At 69.1% G+C, this 15520-nt stretch carries 18 protein-coding genes, 1 pseudogene and 1 other annotated feature; of the genes and pseudogenes, 6 read left to right on the top strand and 13 right to left on the bottom strand.

The genetic code is table 11. The features are described 5' to 3' along the window. Window positions 1-11: 11 nt before the first annotated feature. On the bottom strand, window positions 12-719 hold the full coding sequence (locus N555_RS26690; RefSeq protein ID WP_051683816.1) for an amphi-Trp domain-containing protein: 708 nt from the start codon (window positions 717-719) through the stop codon (window positions 12-14). Window positions 720-1291: 572 nt separating this feature from the next. Then, complete coding sequence (locus N555_RS0106820; protein WP_029430747.1) at window positions 1292-2563, bottom strand: hypothetical protein; 1272 nt, start codon at window positions 2561-2563, stop codon at window positions 1292-1294. A gap of 776 nt (window positions 2564-3339) precedes the next feature. Here N555_RS0106820 and N555_RS0106825 point away from each other — a divergent pair. Beyond that, window positions 3340-3762, top strand: a complete 423-nt coding sequence (locus N555_RS0106825) for an enoyl-CoA hydratase/isomerase family protein (protein WP_051683817.1) — start codon at window positions 3340-3342, stop codon at window positions 3760-3762. Window positions 3763-4092: 330 nt separating this feature from the next. Continuing rightward, window positions 4093-4824, top strand: coding sequence for a GntR family transcriptional regulator (locus tag N555_RS0106830; protein WP_029430749.1), 732 nt, complete (start codon window positions 4093-4095; stop codon window positions 4822-4824). A gap of 183 nt (window positions 4825-5007) precedes the next feature. Here N555_RS0106830 and N555_RS29240 read toward each other — a convergent pair. The 9 genes and pseudogenes from N555_RS29240 to N555_RS0106865 all read right to left on the bottom strand — a co-directional run. Continuing rightward, window positions 5008-5124, bottom strand: a pseudogene (locus N555_RS29240) (IS3 family transposase); the annotation flags it as partial. Window positions 5125-5169: 45 nt separating this feature from the next. Further along, window positions 5170-5298, bottom strand: a sequence feature (AL1L pseudoknot). Next, a complete protein-coding gene (locus tag N555_RS0106835; RefSeq protein WP_197028923.1) occupies window positions 5256-5591 on the bottom strand; it encodes a transposase in 336 nt (111 codons plus the stop codon). It overlaps the preceding feature by 43 nt. Then, window positions 5545-5838, bottom strand: coding sequence for a leucine zipper domain-containing protein (locus N555_RS29245; RefSeq protein WP_369794009.1), 294 nt, complete (start codon window positions 5836-5838; stop codon window positions 5545-5547). Before N555_RS29245 ends, N555_RS0106835 begins: the two co-directional genes overlap by 47 nt. A 115-nt stretch (window positions 5839-5953) precedes the next feature. Beyond that, the gene (locus N555_RS0106840; protein WP_029430751.1) at window positions 5954-6688 is read right to left on the bottom strand and encodes a nitroreductase family protein; all 735 of its coding nucleotides are present in this window, start codon (window positions 6686-6688) and stop codon (window positions 5954-5956) included. Continuing rightward, complete coding sequence (locus N555_RS0106845; protein ID WP_029430752.1) at window positions 6685-7746, bottom strand: phosphotransferase family protein; 1062 nt, start codon at window positions 7744-7746, stop codon at window positions 6685-6687. Before N555_RS0106845 ends, N555_RS0106840 begins: the two co-directional genes overlap by 4 nt. Further along, a complete protein-coding gene (locus N555_RS0106850; protein WP_029430753.1) occupies window positions 7743-8528 on the bottom strand; it encodes an SDR family NAD(P)-dependent oxidoreductase in 786 nt (261 codons plus the stop codon). Before N555_RS0106850 ends, N555_RS0106845 begins: the two co-directional genes overlap by 4 nt. Beyond that, window positions 8525-9802, bottom strand: coding sequence for an acyl-CoA dehydrogenase family protein (locus N555_RS0106855; protein ID WP_029430754.1), 1278 nt, complete (start codon window positions 9800-9802; stop codon window positions 8525-8527). Before N555_RS0106855 ends, N555_RS0106850 begins: the two co-directional genes overlap by 4 nt. Window positions 9803-9808: 6 nt before the next feature. After that, window positions 9809-10474 carry a TetR/AcrR family transcriptional regulator gene (locus tag N555_RS0106860; RefSeq protein ID WP_029430755.1) on the bottom strand — a complete coding sequence of 222 codons (666 nt, stop codon included), beginning with the start codon at window positions 10472-10474 and terminating at the stop codon, window positions 9809-9811. Next, window positions 10471-11256 carry an SDR family oxidoreductase gene (locus N555_RS0106865; RefSeq protein ID WP_051683818.1) on the bottom strand — a complete coding sequence of 262 codons (786 nt, stop codon included), beginning with the start codon at window positions 11254-11256 and terminating at the stop codon, window positions 10471-10473. Before N555_RS0106865 ends, N555_RS0106860 begins: the two co-directional genes overlap by 4 nt. 419 nt (window positions 11257-11675) lie before the next feature. On the opposite strand from N555_RS0106865, the gene N555_RS0106870 reads away from it, so the two are divergent. The 3 genes from N555_RS0106870 to N555_RS29255 are packed head-to-tail and all read left to right on the top strand — an operon-like array spanning window position 11676 to window position 12933. After that, complete coding sequence (locus N555_RS0106870; RefSeq protein ID WP_029430757.1) at window positions 11676-12407, top strand: GntR family transcriptional regulator; 732 nt, start codon at window positions 11676-11678, stop codon at window positions 12405-12407. A gap of 9 nt (window positions 12408-12416) precedes the next feature. Next, complete coding sequence (locus N555_RS29250) at window positions 12417-12641, top strand: hypothetical protein (protein WP_369794012.1); 225 nt, start codon at window positions 12417-12419, stop codon at window positions 12639-12641. 10 nt (window positions 12642-12651) lie between these two features. After that, the gene (locus N555_RS29255; protein ID WP_051683819.1) at window positions 12652-12933 is read left to right on the top strand and encodes an enoyl-CoA hydratase-related protein; all 282 of its coding nucleotides are present in this window, start codon (window positions 12652-12654) and stop codon (window positions 12931-12933) included. A gap of 254 nt (window positions 12934-13187) precedes the next feature. Here N555_RS29255 and N555_RS28935 read toward each other — a convergent pair whose 3' ends face one another. Next, window positions 13188-13826 (bottom strand): TetR/AcrR family transcriptional regulator, encoded by a 639-nt coding sequence (locus tag N555_RS28935; RefSeq protein WP_051683820.1) that lies wholly within the window; start codon window positions 13824-13826, stop codon window positions 13188-13190. 149 nt (window positions 13827-13975) lie between these two features. After that, window positions 13976-14761, bottom strand: coding sequence for an enoyl-CoA hydratase/isomerase family protein (locus tag N555_RS0106885; protein WP_029430759.1), 786 nt, complete (start codon window positions 14759-14761; stop codon window positions 13976-13978). Window positions 14762-14953: 192 nt separating this feature from the next. Here N555_RS0106885 and N555_RS0106890 point away from each other — a divergent pair. Next, window positions 14954-15520, top strand: a 567-nt coding sequence (locus tag N555_RS0106890) for an acyl-CoA dehydrogenase family protein (protein WP_034509200.1), incomplete at its 3' end; no start/stop codon positions are given.

Genomic DNA, 15520 nt, shown 5'->3' on the forward strand with positions numbered 1-15520 from the left:
ATCACGGGCTGTCAGTTGCCGGCCTCGCGATACGCCTGGATCACTTCGTCCTTGATCCGGCCCCGCGGCGAGACGGTCATGCCGTTGGCCGCGGCCCACGCCCGAACAGCGGCGGTGTCGACGCCGTTGAACTCCGGCTTCGCGGCCCTGGCGGGGGCGCGGCGACGACTGCGGGCAGGCTTCGCCGGCTCTTCGGCTGCGACCGGCTGCGGCGCAACGTCGGCAGCCGATCCGGCGGCGGTCTCGGCCGGCTCCTCCTCGCCGCCGGGTTCGACCTCCGGCGATGCGTCGAGGGTCGTGTCGTCCTCGCCAGTCGCACTCTCGTCGGGCACGCCAGGCTGCGGCTCACCGTCCGCCGGAGCGTCCGTCTGCGCGGCGTCCGTCTCGAGTCCGTGATCGGCGGCCTCGTCCACCGGTGCGACATCGACGGCGTCTGCAACGACCTCGTGATCGTCGCCAGCCGCCTCGTCCGCCGCCGACTCCGCAGCACGGCCCGAGGTCGACCACTTTAGCTCCAACTCCAGCTCAATCTCGTCGCCGTCGACCACCACCTCGAGCTCGCACCGTAGCTGCTCGGCCACCTTCAGCTCCAGCGTGCTGTTCCCCAGCTGGACGGTCACCTTGCCGTCGCCGCTCAATCCCTCGGCCAGTTCAACGAGGAGGCGCGCGACCTCCTGCCGGCTCAGCGACTGCTTCTGCTTGACCTTAACGTCAGACACGTCTTCTCCATCCAGGGCACCGAGGCGCTTCAATCGGCGGCATCCGCCACCCACTGCGCCCCATTCAAGCCCTACCTCCCCTTCACTGGCGCCGGAGCCGCTCCACTCCGCTCGATCGAGCGAGGATCCGGCAGCAGCTACGGATCCCGCCCCCACGGCGGGGCGCATCGCCGACTCGACCGCGAGGCCTGCATCGGCTGCTGCATTCCAAGACGAACGAGCTTGCCTGCGATTACGCGACCAGGGGCTGGACAGCGTCGGCAGCTACTGAAGGAGCAGGTCAGCCAACGTGTCATGCGTTGCGGAGTGTTGGCTGACGCGTGCGCTGCTGGGTTGATTGTTCGTCGTAGGTTCGTCGCCTCCAGCCCGTGTCGCAGCAAGCTCGGTTGAGCGACTGACTCCAAGCGGCGGTCACGAAGGAGTACTCGCCACCATGTCGGTCGGCTGTAGGCACAGGGGTTCGCGGTGCGACGTGCGGAGCTCTTGAGCTCAGCTCGATGCGAAGCGCGTTGATGTGTCCGTTGCTGTAGCGAGGGGCCGACACCCACCTGCCGGTCGGGGCCAGGAGCGGCCTACTGGTGAAGGGCTCGCGGTGCCAGCAGTAGGACGTCGGTGTCGTCGGTGGTCACGCCGAAGACGCCCTGGTGGTCGCGTGTGATGGCCAGGGGGCTCGCCGCTCCGGGGACCGCGACGGTGGTGGTCGACCGGGTGGCGGCGTCGTAGGTCACGCGCAGCGTCATGGTGCCTTCCTGCCGGCCCCAGCCACGGCCGTCGTCATCGAGGGCGGTCCACCACAGCGAGTCCTCGGTGCAGACGGTGGTGTTGGTTCGCAAATCGACGAGGTTGCTGCCTACGACGACGTACCGGCCGTTGGGTGATTCGGGGACCAGGCTGAAGCCCATGCGGCAGGGCAGGTCGACCCGCAAGCCTTCGGGGCGGTCGGCCAACAGCCGCTGGCCGGCCTCGGTGCCCAACAGGACCCGGGGCAACAGCAGGAGGTCGCTTTCGGAGTCGTACTGCTGGCCGTCGTAGACCAGCCCTAGCTGCGGGCATGCGTCGGCCGCCGGCGTCGCGTCGCGGATGTAGGTGCAGCCGCGGGTGTAGATGGGCTCGCCTTCGAGGAAGCCGGTGACCGAGTCCAGGTAGGCGATGTCGCCGGTGTCGACCTCGGGGTTGTCGAACCGCTGCTGCTCCCCGGTCTGCAGGTCGACCAGCAGGGTGTGGAAGGTCAGGTACTCCTCGTCCAAGACCGCGAGGCTGAGGGAGTCCACGCCCGGGACGACCGACACCCGGGTGGTCGGCAGGGTGAAGTCCAGGACCAGTTCGCCGGTGTCGGCGTTGAGGGTGAGCACGCGGGTGGCGAGCGGGCCCGTCGGTGTCTGGCTGCCGATGTTGGTCACCACCAGCCAGTCCGGGCCCTCGGTGGTGGGGATGCGGTTCAGAATCGGTTGCAGCGGCTGGTCCCCGGCGGGGTCGAGGAGCTCGGGCAGCTGGGTGTGCCAGATCGGTGCGCCGTCGAGGTCGACCAGGGTGACGTACTCGGCGCCGGCGTCATCGCGCCACAGCGTCGCCAACCGATCCCCCACCAGTTGCCAGCTGGCCCGCCGGAAGCCGTCGGTCTCGGCACCGGCGTCTGCGGTGCGGAAGCCACGGGCGCCGGCCAGGTCGAACTCCGGCGGCAACGTGACCCCGGACAACGACCACTGGTCGGTGAGAGCCGTCGGCACATCCGGCGCCGGCGGCGCCGTCCGAGCCGCCTCCGGAGAGGGGGACGGTCCGTCGCCGCTGCACGCACTGGTGAGCACGATGACGGATCCGAGCAGCCCGATGACCCGCTTCAACACCCGATTCCTGCCTTTCGTCTACCCCGCGAACGCCCCGCAGTCGCCAGCCGACGCCCTGGGGAGGTGATCACGGAGTTCGCTGGTGGATCCGCCCACTCAAGGAGCCTCGGCCTCCCTTCGGGCCTTGCCCTCATCCATGCCGTTTCCGGCGGAGGCGCGATGGTCCGTGACCGCTCTCCAGTAGTTCTCCGGTCCTCCTGCCGTCCGGTCCGCTGGGCGCTCACCATGTCGAAAGCCGTGTACGGGTAGGGATGTGGTGAGCGGCAGCTGGTTGTGGGCGACTCCCGGCCGGGCCGCCGCAGTCCGGCCGACCGGACAGGAGAACAGGAGGCGCCGTTCGGAAAGCTGACCGCACATAGCGGCGGCCCGCTCCGATCCGCACAGCTACTCCCCCGCGTGGTCGTCGGTCCCGGGGCCCCGCAGATGCTCACGGATGCGTTCGGCTGGTTCACGGTGCTTCTTGGCGCGCGACAGCAGCTCCTCCGCCTCATGCGACCAACCTCGGTGCGGCTTGCCCGGACGAGAAGGCGGAGAGATGCCCATGCCACCCAGCATCGAGATACGGAACTCATTGGACTAGGACAACGTCGCGCACTGTCACCGGAGCGGGGGCCTCGTTCACTCGGCCGGGCCTATGCACGCCGTACGCGCACCCGGGCCGCCAGGAGCCGACCAAGCGCGGGTGTGTGCATCGGACCGCTATCCACGGACGCTGCCGTACTGATTACTGCTAATGTGCCGACCGTCGGCGAATCGGACTGCCGGCGCGAAGCGGCATGCCCGCCGGCTACCCGCACGGGCTGGGGTGGAAGTCGCCGCGCGAGTACCGCAAGCCCACGATTACGGCGGTCAACGGCTACGCACTCGGCTCCGGCTGTGAGCTGGCCCACATGACGGACTTCATCGTCGCGGGCGACTCCGCGGAGTTCACGGCCGCCGAGATCGAGGTGGGCCTGCACCCCTTCGCGTCGACGACGAACTACCTGCCGAAGATGGTGGGCAAGCACCTCGCGATGGAGCTTGTCCTCAGCGGTCGGAAGCTGAGTGCCCAGGAGGCCCCGGAGCTCCGCCCGCTCAACAAGGTGGTCCCCGACGGTGACCTGCTGACCGAGGCCAAGGCCCTGGCGAAGCAGATTGCCGCCCGATCACCGTCGCCTTCGCCTTCGCCTTCGCCTTCGCCTTCGCCAAGAAGTTGGTGAACCGCGCGATGAATGTCATGGAGGACTACGAGCTCGAGCGGGGCTTTGGTCTACTACCTGCACACCATGGACGACACGCGTGCGGCGTGGACCGCCGCTGCCGCCCGTGCGCCCCTCCCGGAGTTCCACGGCCGTTGACGTCGTCCGGAGGTCCGTCCGCCGCACCCTTGCGGCACGGCGGGTGGCCGCAGTACCGCCCGCGACCCGCCCGCGGACGGTGAACCCTGACCCGTAGTGGGGACCTGATCCCTGGATTCCGGACTCACGCACCCGCGCTCGTCTACAGTATCCCTCACGACTTCCGACGGCACCGGAGAGATGTGAGGTCCCATGGCGGACGAGTTGGGTCAGGCGAGTCCGCTTCAGCGGGTGCGACTCGTCGATCAAGTGACCGATCGGTTGCGCAGTATGATTGTCAGTGGGGAGCTTTTGCCGGGCCACCCGCTGCTTCAGATCCAGTTGTCCGAGCGTCTCGGCGTCAGTCGCACCCCGCTGCGCGAGGCGTTCCGGATCCTCGAGCGGGACGGGCTCGTCCGGGTCAGCAACGGCAACCAGACCGTCGAGGTCACCGAGATGACGCCGACGGAGATCACCGAGATCTACCAGATCCGGGAAGCCCTCGACGGACTCGCCGCCCGGCTGCTCGCGTCCGCGGGCATGACGGCCGAGGTTGAGAAGAGCTTGTCCCAGTCGATGACCAAGATGGACAAGATCCTTGCCCGCAAGCGCCTCGACGTGGCCGCCTTTCAACCCGCGCACATCGACTTCCACGTCGGCATCATGCTTGCGAACCCGAACCGTCGCCTGCAGGAGATGGCCCACATCGTGCGGCTCAGCTCCCAGATGTTCCTCCCCCGCTACTTGAACCGGACGCACGGCGGCGCAGCGAGAGCCGACGACGAGAAGTACCTTCGCTCTCTTTTCGACGTCGCGGCGGACGACCACAAGGTGATCTTCGAGACGATCATGAGCGGCGACGCCGACAAGGCCGAAAAGATCGCCAAGCGACACATCCGCAGGTCGATCGAGACGATTGCGCGCACCACCCATCTCGACGCCTGACCGCCGCCCGGCACGCTTCGTCCACCCCGCACGGGTCGAGCCGGCATGACACGAAACAGTCACCCGGATGTCGCGTCCTCGTTGCGACAATCGGCACGGAGCACCTGCGACACCTCGGAAGGGCATCCCTCGGCGTTGACGGGGCAAAGCCCCTGCCTCGTCGCTCCCTGAGTCGACACGGCAGCGGGCGACCGGGATGCCCTCCCGGTTCAGAGCCCGCCAGACCTTGCGGGCGCCATAGACGCCGAAGTCGGCCTCGTGCACCCGGACGACCTCGGCCTTGAGCTGCTCGTCGGCCACGGCCCGGGCCGAGGACGGCCGGGATCGCGCGGCGTAGTAGGTGCTCGGAGCGATCTTCGCGCCCGCCTCGGTGAGGGCCCGGCAGATCGGCTCGACTCCGAACTGCTGTCGATACTGAACGATGAAGTCGATCAGCGCTGGGACGGCCGGTCGAGCTCGGCCGCGAAGAAGGCCGGGGCGCTCTTGAGGATCGTGTTCGCCCGGCGCAGCTCCCGATTCTCCCGCTCCAGCTCGGCCAGCCGCGCCCGTTCATCAGTCGTCAGACCTGCCGCGCTGCCGTCGTCAATGCGCGTCTGCTGCACCCAGTTCCGCAGCGAGTCCGGCACGATCCCCAACTGCTCACCGACCCGCTTGCACGCGGCGTTGACGCTCAGCTTCTCCGGCCCCTCCACCAGATCGACCGCGAAGCGAATCGCCCGCTCACGCAGCTCGACGGGGCAATTCCTCGGTGCCGCCATGACTTCCATGCTTCGGTGGTTGGAAGCCTCCATCAATCCCGGGGCGGTTCACGCTGCGGGCCGGCACGCAAAGTTCGGCGCCGATCCAGGCCGGTCCCCGCTGCTCCCGACGGCCGAGTTCGACGACCCAGTCTTCTATCTCTGCAGCAGCGCGCCGGGGGCTAGTGTGCGGCCGGCTGGACCGGTCGACCAACCCCGCCTCGCCTTCAGCCTGCAAACGGCTGACCCAGGTGTTGGCCTTCGACAAGCCACACACCCCACTCGGAGGTTCTCCTTCGTTCAAGCCCAGATCGCTGTCACCAACGTCCTGGCTCGGTACATCTAGGGCGCTGGGCTCGACCGGACCGGCATGGGAGGAGCGGATTGCGGGATCAGCCGGCTGTTGCTGAAGGCCGGGCGGGTGGGCCCGCGGCCGTGTATGCGGTCCCGGGCGGATCCAGCGCCCACTCCGGTGCGGAACCCCACGTGTCCTCGAAGACCAGTTCGGCGAGAGGGCGGCGGCGAACGGGGCCGTGACCCCCTTGGGGGCGCCCCAGGGTGATCGTTGCAGCGATGAACGCCTCCGCCGGCACACTGAGCAGCTCGCTCAACTGAGGTTCGATCCCGCGATGGAAGCCGGTCATGACGCCGCCGTAGCCCAGTGCGCGGGCGGCGAGCAGGAGGTTCTGGCAGGCCGGGTAGACGGAAGCGCCTTCCATCGGAGCCGGTTCGCGGTACCGAACCAGGCACGTCAGGACGACGACCGGAACGGACTCGAAGCCCCCGACGTACTCGGCCATCGTCCGGGCCATCCGTGCCTTGGCGGACCGGGGCTCCGCATCTGAGCGGTAGCCCTCCCGCTGCCCCTTGCCCGCCCAAATCTCGCGGGCCCTCTCGCCGAGCAGACGCCGAGCGGCGACCGCCCTGGGGCCGTCGATGAGCACGATGAACCGGAACGGCTGTCGATTTGATCCACTGGCTGCCCGGGTAGCTGCGAAGAGGATGTCGCGCAAGACCTCGGGCGGCATGAGGTCACCCGTGTAGCGCCGGATGGCACGGGTGGTCGTCAGCCCCTCGAGGAGGCCCACCGAGTCCGCGGGAAGCGGCCGGACCTCCGGGGCGGTCACACCAGCCCCGCGATCCGCGCAGCCCGGTTTAGAAGGGTCGGCACGCGGTGCTCGAAGCTTGCGTGTCCTGGGTCGTCACTCTGCCCGCGCGCGTACCGCGCCCAGCTGCCCTCGACGAGGCAGGACACCTTGAACAGGGCGAGGACCTGGTAGTAGTCGACGTCCTCCAGCGGTCGGTCCGTGCCCTTCGCGTATCGCTCGATCAGCTCGCGGCGGGTGAACTGGCCAGGCAGGCTGCAGAACAACGTGCTGGGGTCGCGCCCTTCGGCCGGCTCTCCGGGCTCCTGCCACAGCCCGATCAGCCACCCGAGGTCGAGCAGCGGGTCACCGATCGTGGCGAGCTCCCAGTCGACGATGGCCGCCAAACGACCCGGCCGACCGTGCGCGCACATGACGTTGGACCAGGTGTAGTCCCCGTGCATGAGCCCGGGCCTGGAACCCGTCGGCACGTGCGTGCGCAACCACTCGGCGATTTCGCCCACGTGTGGAAGCTCTCGCGTCCTATACCGATCCAATTGGGCAAGCCACCGGTCGGCCTGACGCTCGAGGAACCCGTCGGGCCGCCCCAGGTCCCCGAGGCCGGCGGCGCGCCAATCGAAGCGACCGAGCGCCGCGAGGCCGTCGACCAGTGCGCCGGTCAGCTCCCGCTGGGCCGCCGCGTCATCGGTGAAGGGCTCCGGGAGGGGCAGCCGGGGCGCGAAGCCGTGCACCCACTCCTGGAGGAGGAACGGCGCGCCGATGACGGCCTCATCCGTGCAGTAGGCGACCACCCGGGCGTGGGGGACGTCGCTGTCGCGCAGGGCGCTGATGACCCGGTACTCGCGCTCGAACCCGACCGGTGGCCTGCCCGACGTCACGCGCGGGGGGCGCCGGAGCATCCACGACGACGAGCCGCTCGACACCCGGAACATCTCGTTGGAGTGCCCGATGGTGATCCGCTTGACGGTGGGCGGCTCGTCGATGGCCACGACGTCGGCGAGGTAGGCCTGGAGTCGCTCGACCGGTACCAGCGCCGCGGTCAGTTCGTCGTCGGTGAGCGCCCGGGACGGCCCGGTCACCGCGCGCCTCCGGCGGGGGTCCCCATAACGTCGGCGGCGGGCGCGATGACCGGTAGGTCGTTCTGGACGGCCTCGAGGATGGATCGCGCCACGGCGTTCGCGTCGATGCTGGGCGATCCCCTCGATGGGCGCCAGCCGTCGCTCGCAGGTGGCGCCGCCACCCGGAGTCCCTTGGGCCGGTTTCGGTCGGATTCGCTGATGTTGGTGGCCACCAGTCCGGGCAGGACCAGAGTCACGCCGACCGCGGACCCGATCCGGCCCAGCTCCTCGCGCAAGCTCTCGGTGAGGCCGACCACGGCATGCTTGCTGGCGGCGTAGACCGCGTTCCCCGGGAGCGGCGTCACGCCGCCGCGGGAGGCGACGTTCACGACTTGCCCGGCACCGCGGGCAACCATGCGCGGCAAGAACGCCCGCAGCCCGTGGACGACCCCGTCGAGGTTGACGCCGAGGACCCACCGCCAATTGGCGAGATCCTGTTCCCACGTCGGCGCCCACGGGCCGACCACGCCGGCGTTGTTGCAGAGCAGGTCGACCGGTCCCACCTCCATGGTGACGACCTCCGCCAGGTGCTGGACCGACGGCCACGACGACACATCGGTGACTACGGGGCGCGTCCGGATCCCTTCCCCGTCGAGCGTCTTCGCCGCCGCGATCAGCGTGCCCGCTTCGACGTCCGCCATCACGACGATGACTCCGAGCCGGCCCAGCGCTCGCGAGAGGGCCAGGCCGATTCCGCTGGCGGCTCCGGTGACCACGGCCACCTGCCCCTCTTCGATGTTCATCTGAGCGAAGCGCTCTCGGCCGCGGCGACGTCCTGGCTCCCGAGCGCGGCGAGAGCCGCGGCCCGACGGGTGGGGACGTGCTCGCTCGGCCACATACCGGTCACCGGCGTGTACCCCCGTAGCACCCGGCGGGCCACGGTGACGCGGTGCACCTCGTCAGGGCCGTCGTAGATCCTGGACGCGCGAGCCCGGCGGTACAGGTACTCGAGCGGCATGTCCGAGGAGACGCCCAGCGCGCCGTGGACCTGGATCGCCCGGTCGAGCACATCCATCAGGACCTTCGCCCCGTGGTACTTGATCGCCGCGATCTCCGTCCGAGCCTCGGGCACGCCCTTCTGGTCGATCACCCAGGCGGCGTGCAGGGTCATCAGCCGCAGGCCCTGGATCTCGGCGTAGGAATCGGCGATCCAGTTCTGCACGGTCTGCTTGTCGGCCAGCAGGCCGCCGGAGACCTCGCGGCTGACGGCCCGCTCGCACATCATGTCGAAGGCACGCCGGCACACACCCAGCCAGCGCATGACGTGGTGGATGCGGCCAGGCCCCAGCCGGCGCTGGGACATCTCGAAGGCGCGGCCCTGCTCACCCAGCAGGGCCGCGGCAGGGACCCGGCAGTCCTCGAACGCGATCTGCGCGTGCGTGCCCTCGGCCCCCATGAGGTCGCTCTCCCCCACGATCCGCAGCCCCGGCGTGCCGCCCGCCACGAGCAACGTGGAGAACTGCTGATGGCGGGGTGCGTCGGGATCGGTCTTGCAGACCACGAGCAGGACGTCGGCGAAGGCGGCATTGGACGCGAACCACTTGCCCCCGTTGATCACCCACTCATCGCCGTCACGGACCGCGGTGGTCGTGATCCGCGTGGGGTCCGACCCGGCGCCCGGCTCGGTGAGGCAGAACGCGGAGAAGATGTCGCCGTCCAGCAGGGGCCGCAGGTACGACGCCTTCTGCTCCTCGGTGCCGAAGAGCGCGAGGATCTCGGCGTTCCCGGAGTCGGGGGCCTGGTTGCCGAAGACCGGAGGAGCAAAGCGGGTGATCCCGATGACCTCATGCAGCAGTCCCAGCTTCACCTGGCCGTATCCCGCTCCACCAAGTTCCGGGCCGAGGTGGCACGCCCAGAGCCCGGCGTCCTTGACCTGCTGCTTGAGCGGAGCCGTGCGGGCCAGCAGTTCGGGCCGGTCGAGATCCAGCGTCTCCAGGGGGAGGATCTCGCGGCGGACGAACTCATCGGCCCAGCGCAACTTCTCCGCGTACGCCTCGTCGGTGCTGAATTCCCACATGGTGATTCACTCCTCCGGTCGGGCCGCGGGGATGCTCCGCGTGCCCAGTAGTTGCTGGTGCAGGCTCAGTCCGAGCCAGTGTTCGTAGCGGTCGGGAGACCAGCCGCGTGCGAGGAACTCCCGGTAGACGGCTGTTCGTGAGAGCGCCCAGACCACGTCGACCGCGGAGTCGACGTCGAGTCCCGTGGCCAAGGCGTCACCAATCCCGGCGATCACGGCATGGATCCGGTCGTCGGCCTCCGATCGGAGGGACGTCCAGGTGTCTGCGACCCGCTGGTCGGCCCGGACCGCCTCCTCGATGACCATCGAGAGGGTCGAACCGACCTCGTGCTGGTGACGGATCCACTTTGCGGTGAGCTGCAGGCGCCGCCTGGGGTTGGGCTCCTGCAGCGCTTCGTCCACCAGCCGGGTGACGTCGGCCTCGCTGAACCACAGCTTGCGCAGGTCGACGAGGATCTCGCGCTTGGAACCGAAGATCGCGTAGACAGTCTGGACGGAGACGCCTGCGGCGCGGGCGATGTCCTCGACGGTCGTACGCGCATAGCCCTGTTCCGCGAAGCGGTCCAGCGCCGCCCGCGCCACGGTCTCCCGCGTGGCGGCCGCCTGCCGCTGGCGGTGATTCACCCGCTTGGTGCCGCCTGCGAGCGGGTCGACGGTGTCGGCGGCCGTCACAGCGGCGCCGAACCGAAGGCCGCCGGCTTTGCCCGGCGGCGGTACCGCTCGAGGTCGGTGACGGTGGCACCGCCGTCCACGTTGAGCACCTGTCCGGTGACCCAGCCGGCGTCTTCGCTCAACAGGTAGCGCGCTGCGGCGGCGATGTCCTCCGGACTGCCGAGCCGGGCCATCGGGGGGATGCGGACGGTCGGCGAATTCCACAACGCCTCGGCCTTCTCGGTCGCGACCAGCCCAGGGGCGATCGAGTTGACCCGCACCCGGGGCGCCAGCTCGACGGCGAGGAACCGCGTCAGGAAGTCCAGACCGGCCTTCGTCATCGCGTAGGGCCCGTTGTCCCCCGTCCAGGCCTGCCCGCCGATGGAGGAGATGTTGAGGATGGACCCACCGTGCTCCCCCATGTGTGCGCGCCACACGGCCTGGCTCCACAGCAGCGGCCCGCGCAGGTTCACATCGATGATCTTGTCCAACAGTGGGAGCTCGACCTCGATCATCGGCCCGGTGCGCGGAGTGGTGGCGGCGTTGTTGACCAGCACGTCGACCGCGCCGAACCTGCTCATGGCGAGATCAACCGCCGCCCCGATGGCCTCCGGGTCGCCCGCGTTGCCGGCGAGGACCTCGACCTTGCCGCCGCCGAGCGCGCGCAGCTGCTCGGCCTGCTCCTCGAGCGGGCCCTCCTTGCGGGCCGTGATCAGGACCGAGGCCCCGCCCCGTACGAGGTCAGCAGCGATCGCCGCACCGATCCCCTTGGAACCTCCGGTGACGATTGCTGCCCGCGCCATGACCCGCTCCTGGACGTCGACTTCACTGACTGGAGGCGAACTCTAATGAGAGTTCCGGCTGATGTCCAGGATCCGATATCCTGGACACAGAGACTCGGCCCATCCGAGCCTCTATCTTCAAATGAGGAGAGACCTCATGCAGTACCGCCCCCTGGGACCCACCGGTCGGCACGATGATGTTCGGCGCGCGGGGCCCTGGCCACGGCGAGTCCATCCGGATAGTCCACGGCGCGCTCGACGCCGTGGTCACCATCGTGTCCACGTGGTCGACCCGGAGCGCCGTGCCGACGGACGCCGGAGCCGGCCGACGTCCGGGCCGACTCGGCCGTGCCCCAACGACTGGTCCTGGGTTCAGGATCCAACCTACTGCGATACTCTCTGTGAAAAGCAATCTAGGTCGGCGAAGGGAAGGTGAGGGCATGGCCGCGGACCCCGCAGCCCTGTACCCGCTACAGCGCGTACGCCTCGTCGACCAGGTGACAAATCGCCTACGGGACATGATCATAAGCGGTGAGCTGTCGCCCGGTCTCCCTTTGCTGCAGATCCAGTTGTCCGAACAGTTCGGCGTCAGCCGCACACCCCTACGCGAGGCGTTCCGCATCCTCGAGCGCGACGGGCTGGTGCGGGTCACCAACGGGAACCAGACCGTTGAAGTCATCGAGATGACACCGGCGGAGATCATCGACCTCTACCAGATTCGAGAGTCGCTCGACGGGCTCGCCGCCCGACTGCTCGCGACCTCCGGGTTAAGCAGCGAGGTCGAGGCGCACCTGATCCGCTCCCTCGCCACCATGAGCGAGGTCATGTCCGCCGAGCGACTCCAGATCGCCGCGTACGATCAGGCGCACATCGAGTTCCACCTCGGGATCATGCGGGCCAACCCGAACCGACGCCTGCAGGAACTGCAGCACATCGTGCGCCTCAGCTCACAGATGTTCCTGCCGCGGTACATGAACCGGACGAGCGGCGACGAGTCCGAGTCCTTCAACGAAGACTGCCTACGGTCTCTCCTCATCGCGGGCAACGACGACCACCGGCAGATCTTCGAGTCCATCAAGGGCGGGGACGCCGCGAAGGCCGAGACTGTCGCGAAGCGGCACATCCGCAAGTGGATCAGCGAGATCTCCCGGGTCACCAACCGGCCCGTGTAACTGGCTGAGATCCGCCACGCCATCGACAGCCGCGAGCTCGCGCCGACCATCGACGCCGACGAGGTCGCAGCGTCCGTTCTGACCAGCCTGCGCGGCTGCGCCTACCAGTGGCTCCTCGACCCCGAGGAATTCCCCTTCGAGTCGGCGCTCACCGCGGAGCGCCGTGCGATGCAGCAGCGGCTGCACCCGTTCCTGCTCCACTCCAGCCCTACGACGGGAAGCAGGGAAGCATGACCGCGGTCCGGTGCTGGTCGAGACCTCCGAGGGCCGCGTACGCATCCTGCGGCTCAACCGTCCTGAGCGCGCCAACTCCCTCAACGCGGAGCCCGTCACGAACCTGGCCGGCGCGCTCGCCGCGGCCAAGGCGGACCCCGATGTCTGGGTCGTCATCGTGACCGGCACAGGGACGACGTTCTGCGCCGGCGGCGACCTCAAGGAGATGGCCCCGCGGACGCCGGGCAGACCCGGCAGGTGCGCCCGAAGGGCGGCACAGTGCCCAACCTCCTCGAGCTCCCCCTCCGGATAGGGGACGCCGGTCATCGCCGCCCTCAACGGGCACGCCGTCGCCAGCGGCCTCGCGCCCGCTCCGGCCTGCGACCTGCGGATCGGGTGGGAGTCGACGGCCTCGTGTTCCTGGCCACGTCGACAACTCCCGACGGGGCAGTGTCAATCCGTCAGGTGCGTCCGCTACGCCCGCTCGACGAAGTGGTTGATGCTGAGCCAGGCCAGGGTGCTGACGCTAGGGATCGTCGCTCGCCCGCCGATCACGATGCGTCCCGATCAGTTGCTGTCGGGAGGCGTGAGGAAGGCAACGAACTGGAGGAAGAAGTCGTCCTGCATCTCCTGGAAGCGCGGATCGTCCGGCCGGTTCCCGGTGATGAGCTCGACCACCTGCGGGAACATCTGAGGGAAGTTGGCCATGGCGAGGAGTGAGACCGCGATCATCGCCGGGGCGAGGTCCGCTCGAACGCGACCACTCGCCTGCGCCTCCTCGATCCGCTCCTGGTACAGCCGGAACGACGCCGTCCGCTCGTCGCGGAGCGTGATGCTGCCGGGCGTGCCGTCGAGCGCTTCCCAGAGCCAGAGCCGTCGCCAGTCGGCCTCAATGTCACTGCCGATACCCGCCTGGCGGCGCAGCCAGTCCAGGAGGTCTCTCGACCCCTCCTCCAGCGCGTCCATCCGGGCGTGGGACTGCTCGATCATCCGCTTGAGCGATTCGGCATACAGGCCCGACTTGTCGTTGAAGTAGTAGTAGATAAGGTTCTTGTTGCAGCCGGCGATGCGGGCGATCTCGTCGACACGCGCCCCTGCCAAACCCTTCTGGCGGAACTCCGATGCCGCCGCGACCAGGATCCGCTCGCGACTGTCGGGCGCGTCCGATGGGGGCGTCGACGACCTACGCCGGTTGCTCGAAGTCACCTAGCGCCACCCTTCCGTTCGTCCGAACGCCCGCCCAGCTGCACTCCGTCGAGGAGCTGATCGGGCGCGCAACACACTAGCCGTCGGGCGCCAGCCCGTCGGGCACCAGGTCCGCCCGGCCGCGCCTCCCGACCTCCTGGCGGCGACGCTCAGCGGCCACTGAAGACCGCCCGGCCCGGCCCGTGCTCAAGGAACGAGCGCATGCCCGTCCGCTGATCCTCGGTGTCGAAGAGACCGGCGAACAGCTGGGTCTCGAGCGCCAGGCCCTTCGCGAGCGGCAGATCCAGGCCCTCGTCGATGGCGCGCTTCGCCGCCGCCAGAGCCAGCGGCGCGCCCGCTGCCAGCCCCCGGGCCATCGCCACGGACGCTGCGTAGACCTCGCCATCCGGGACGACTCCACCCGCCAGGCCGATGCCCATGGCCTCGTCGGCACCGATGTGCCGGCCCGTGAAGACGAGCTCTTTGGCCTTCGCCGGGCCCACCAACCGGGCGAGCCGCTGAGTGCCTCCGGCACCTGGGATCACGCCCAGTGTGGTCTCCGGCAGGCCGACCTTCGCGCTCTCAGCAAAGAGGCGGAAGTCCGCACACAGAGCCAGTTCCAGTCCGCCTCCCAGGGCGTAGCCGGCCACCGCGGCGACCACCGGCTTCGGGATCGTCTGGACGGCGTTGAACGACTTGGTCAGCTCACGACCCCACTCCGCCATTCCTGCCGCGTCCAGCTTAGACATGGCCTTGATGTCGGCACCGGCGGCGAACGCCCGCTCACCGCCGTACAGGACCACGGCGCGGACGTCGGGTCGAGCGGCTGCGTCCTCCGCAGCCGCACGCACCTCGAGATGCAGCTGCTCGTCGATCGCATTCATCTTCGGCCGGTCGAGACGGATGGTGCCGACCATGTCCTCGACCTGCAGTGTCACGTACTCCGAGTTCCCCATGCCGCCTCCTCGCCTCGGGTGGCGGAGCCCTCACCGGCCCGCCCTCGGCACCGCTTTCGCGTCACCGCGAGCCCGACACCGCTTTCACTCCCGGGCCAGATGTTCGACACGGTGTGCGCAGTAGTATCCAGGATACAAAGCTGATGCTGTCGGCGCCTCGGGTGCCGGCCCTGCCCTGACGGGAGACCCACCATGGCCGGCACGACCGCTGCCCCCTATAGCCTCACGGGTGAGCACGACGCGATCCGGGCCGCGGTCCGCGACATCGCCGAGCGGGAGATCAAGCCGTTCGCGGCCGAGGTGGACGCGGAGTCCCGCTATCCGATCGAGGCGCAGAAGGCGCTGACCTCGGCGGGCTTCCACGCCACGCACATCCCCGAGGCCTACGGCGGTGAGGGTGCCGACGCGATCGCGACCTGCATCGTGATCGAGGAGGTCGCGCGGGTCGACGTCAGCGCCTCGCTCATCCCGGCGGTGAACAAGCTCGGCTCGATGCCGATCCTGCTGTCGGCGTCGGAGGACCTGAAGCAGCGGGTGCTGCCGTCGATCGCCGAGGGCCGGGCGATGATCAGCTACGGGCTCTCCGAGCGGGAGGCCGGCTCCGACGCCGCCGCGATGAGGACCCGCGCCCGGCGCGAGGGCGACAGCTGGGTGCTCAACGGCACCAAGGCCTGGATCACCAACTCGGGGATCTCCGAGTGGTACACGGTCATGGCCGTCACCGACCCGGAGAAGCGGGCCAACGGCATCTCCGCGTTC

Origin of the sequence: Blastococcus sp. URHD0036 (assembly GCF_000701365.1) — a bacterium.
In the GTDB taxonomy this organism is placed as follows: domain Bacteria; phylum Actinomycetota; class Actinomycetes; order Mycobacteriales; family Geodermatophilaceae; genus Trujillonella.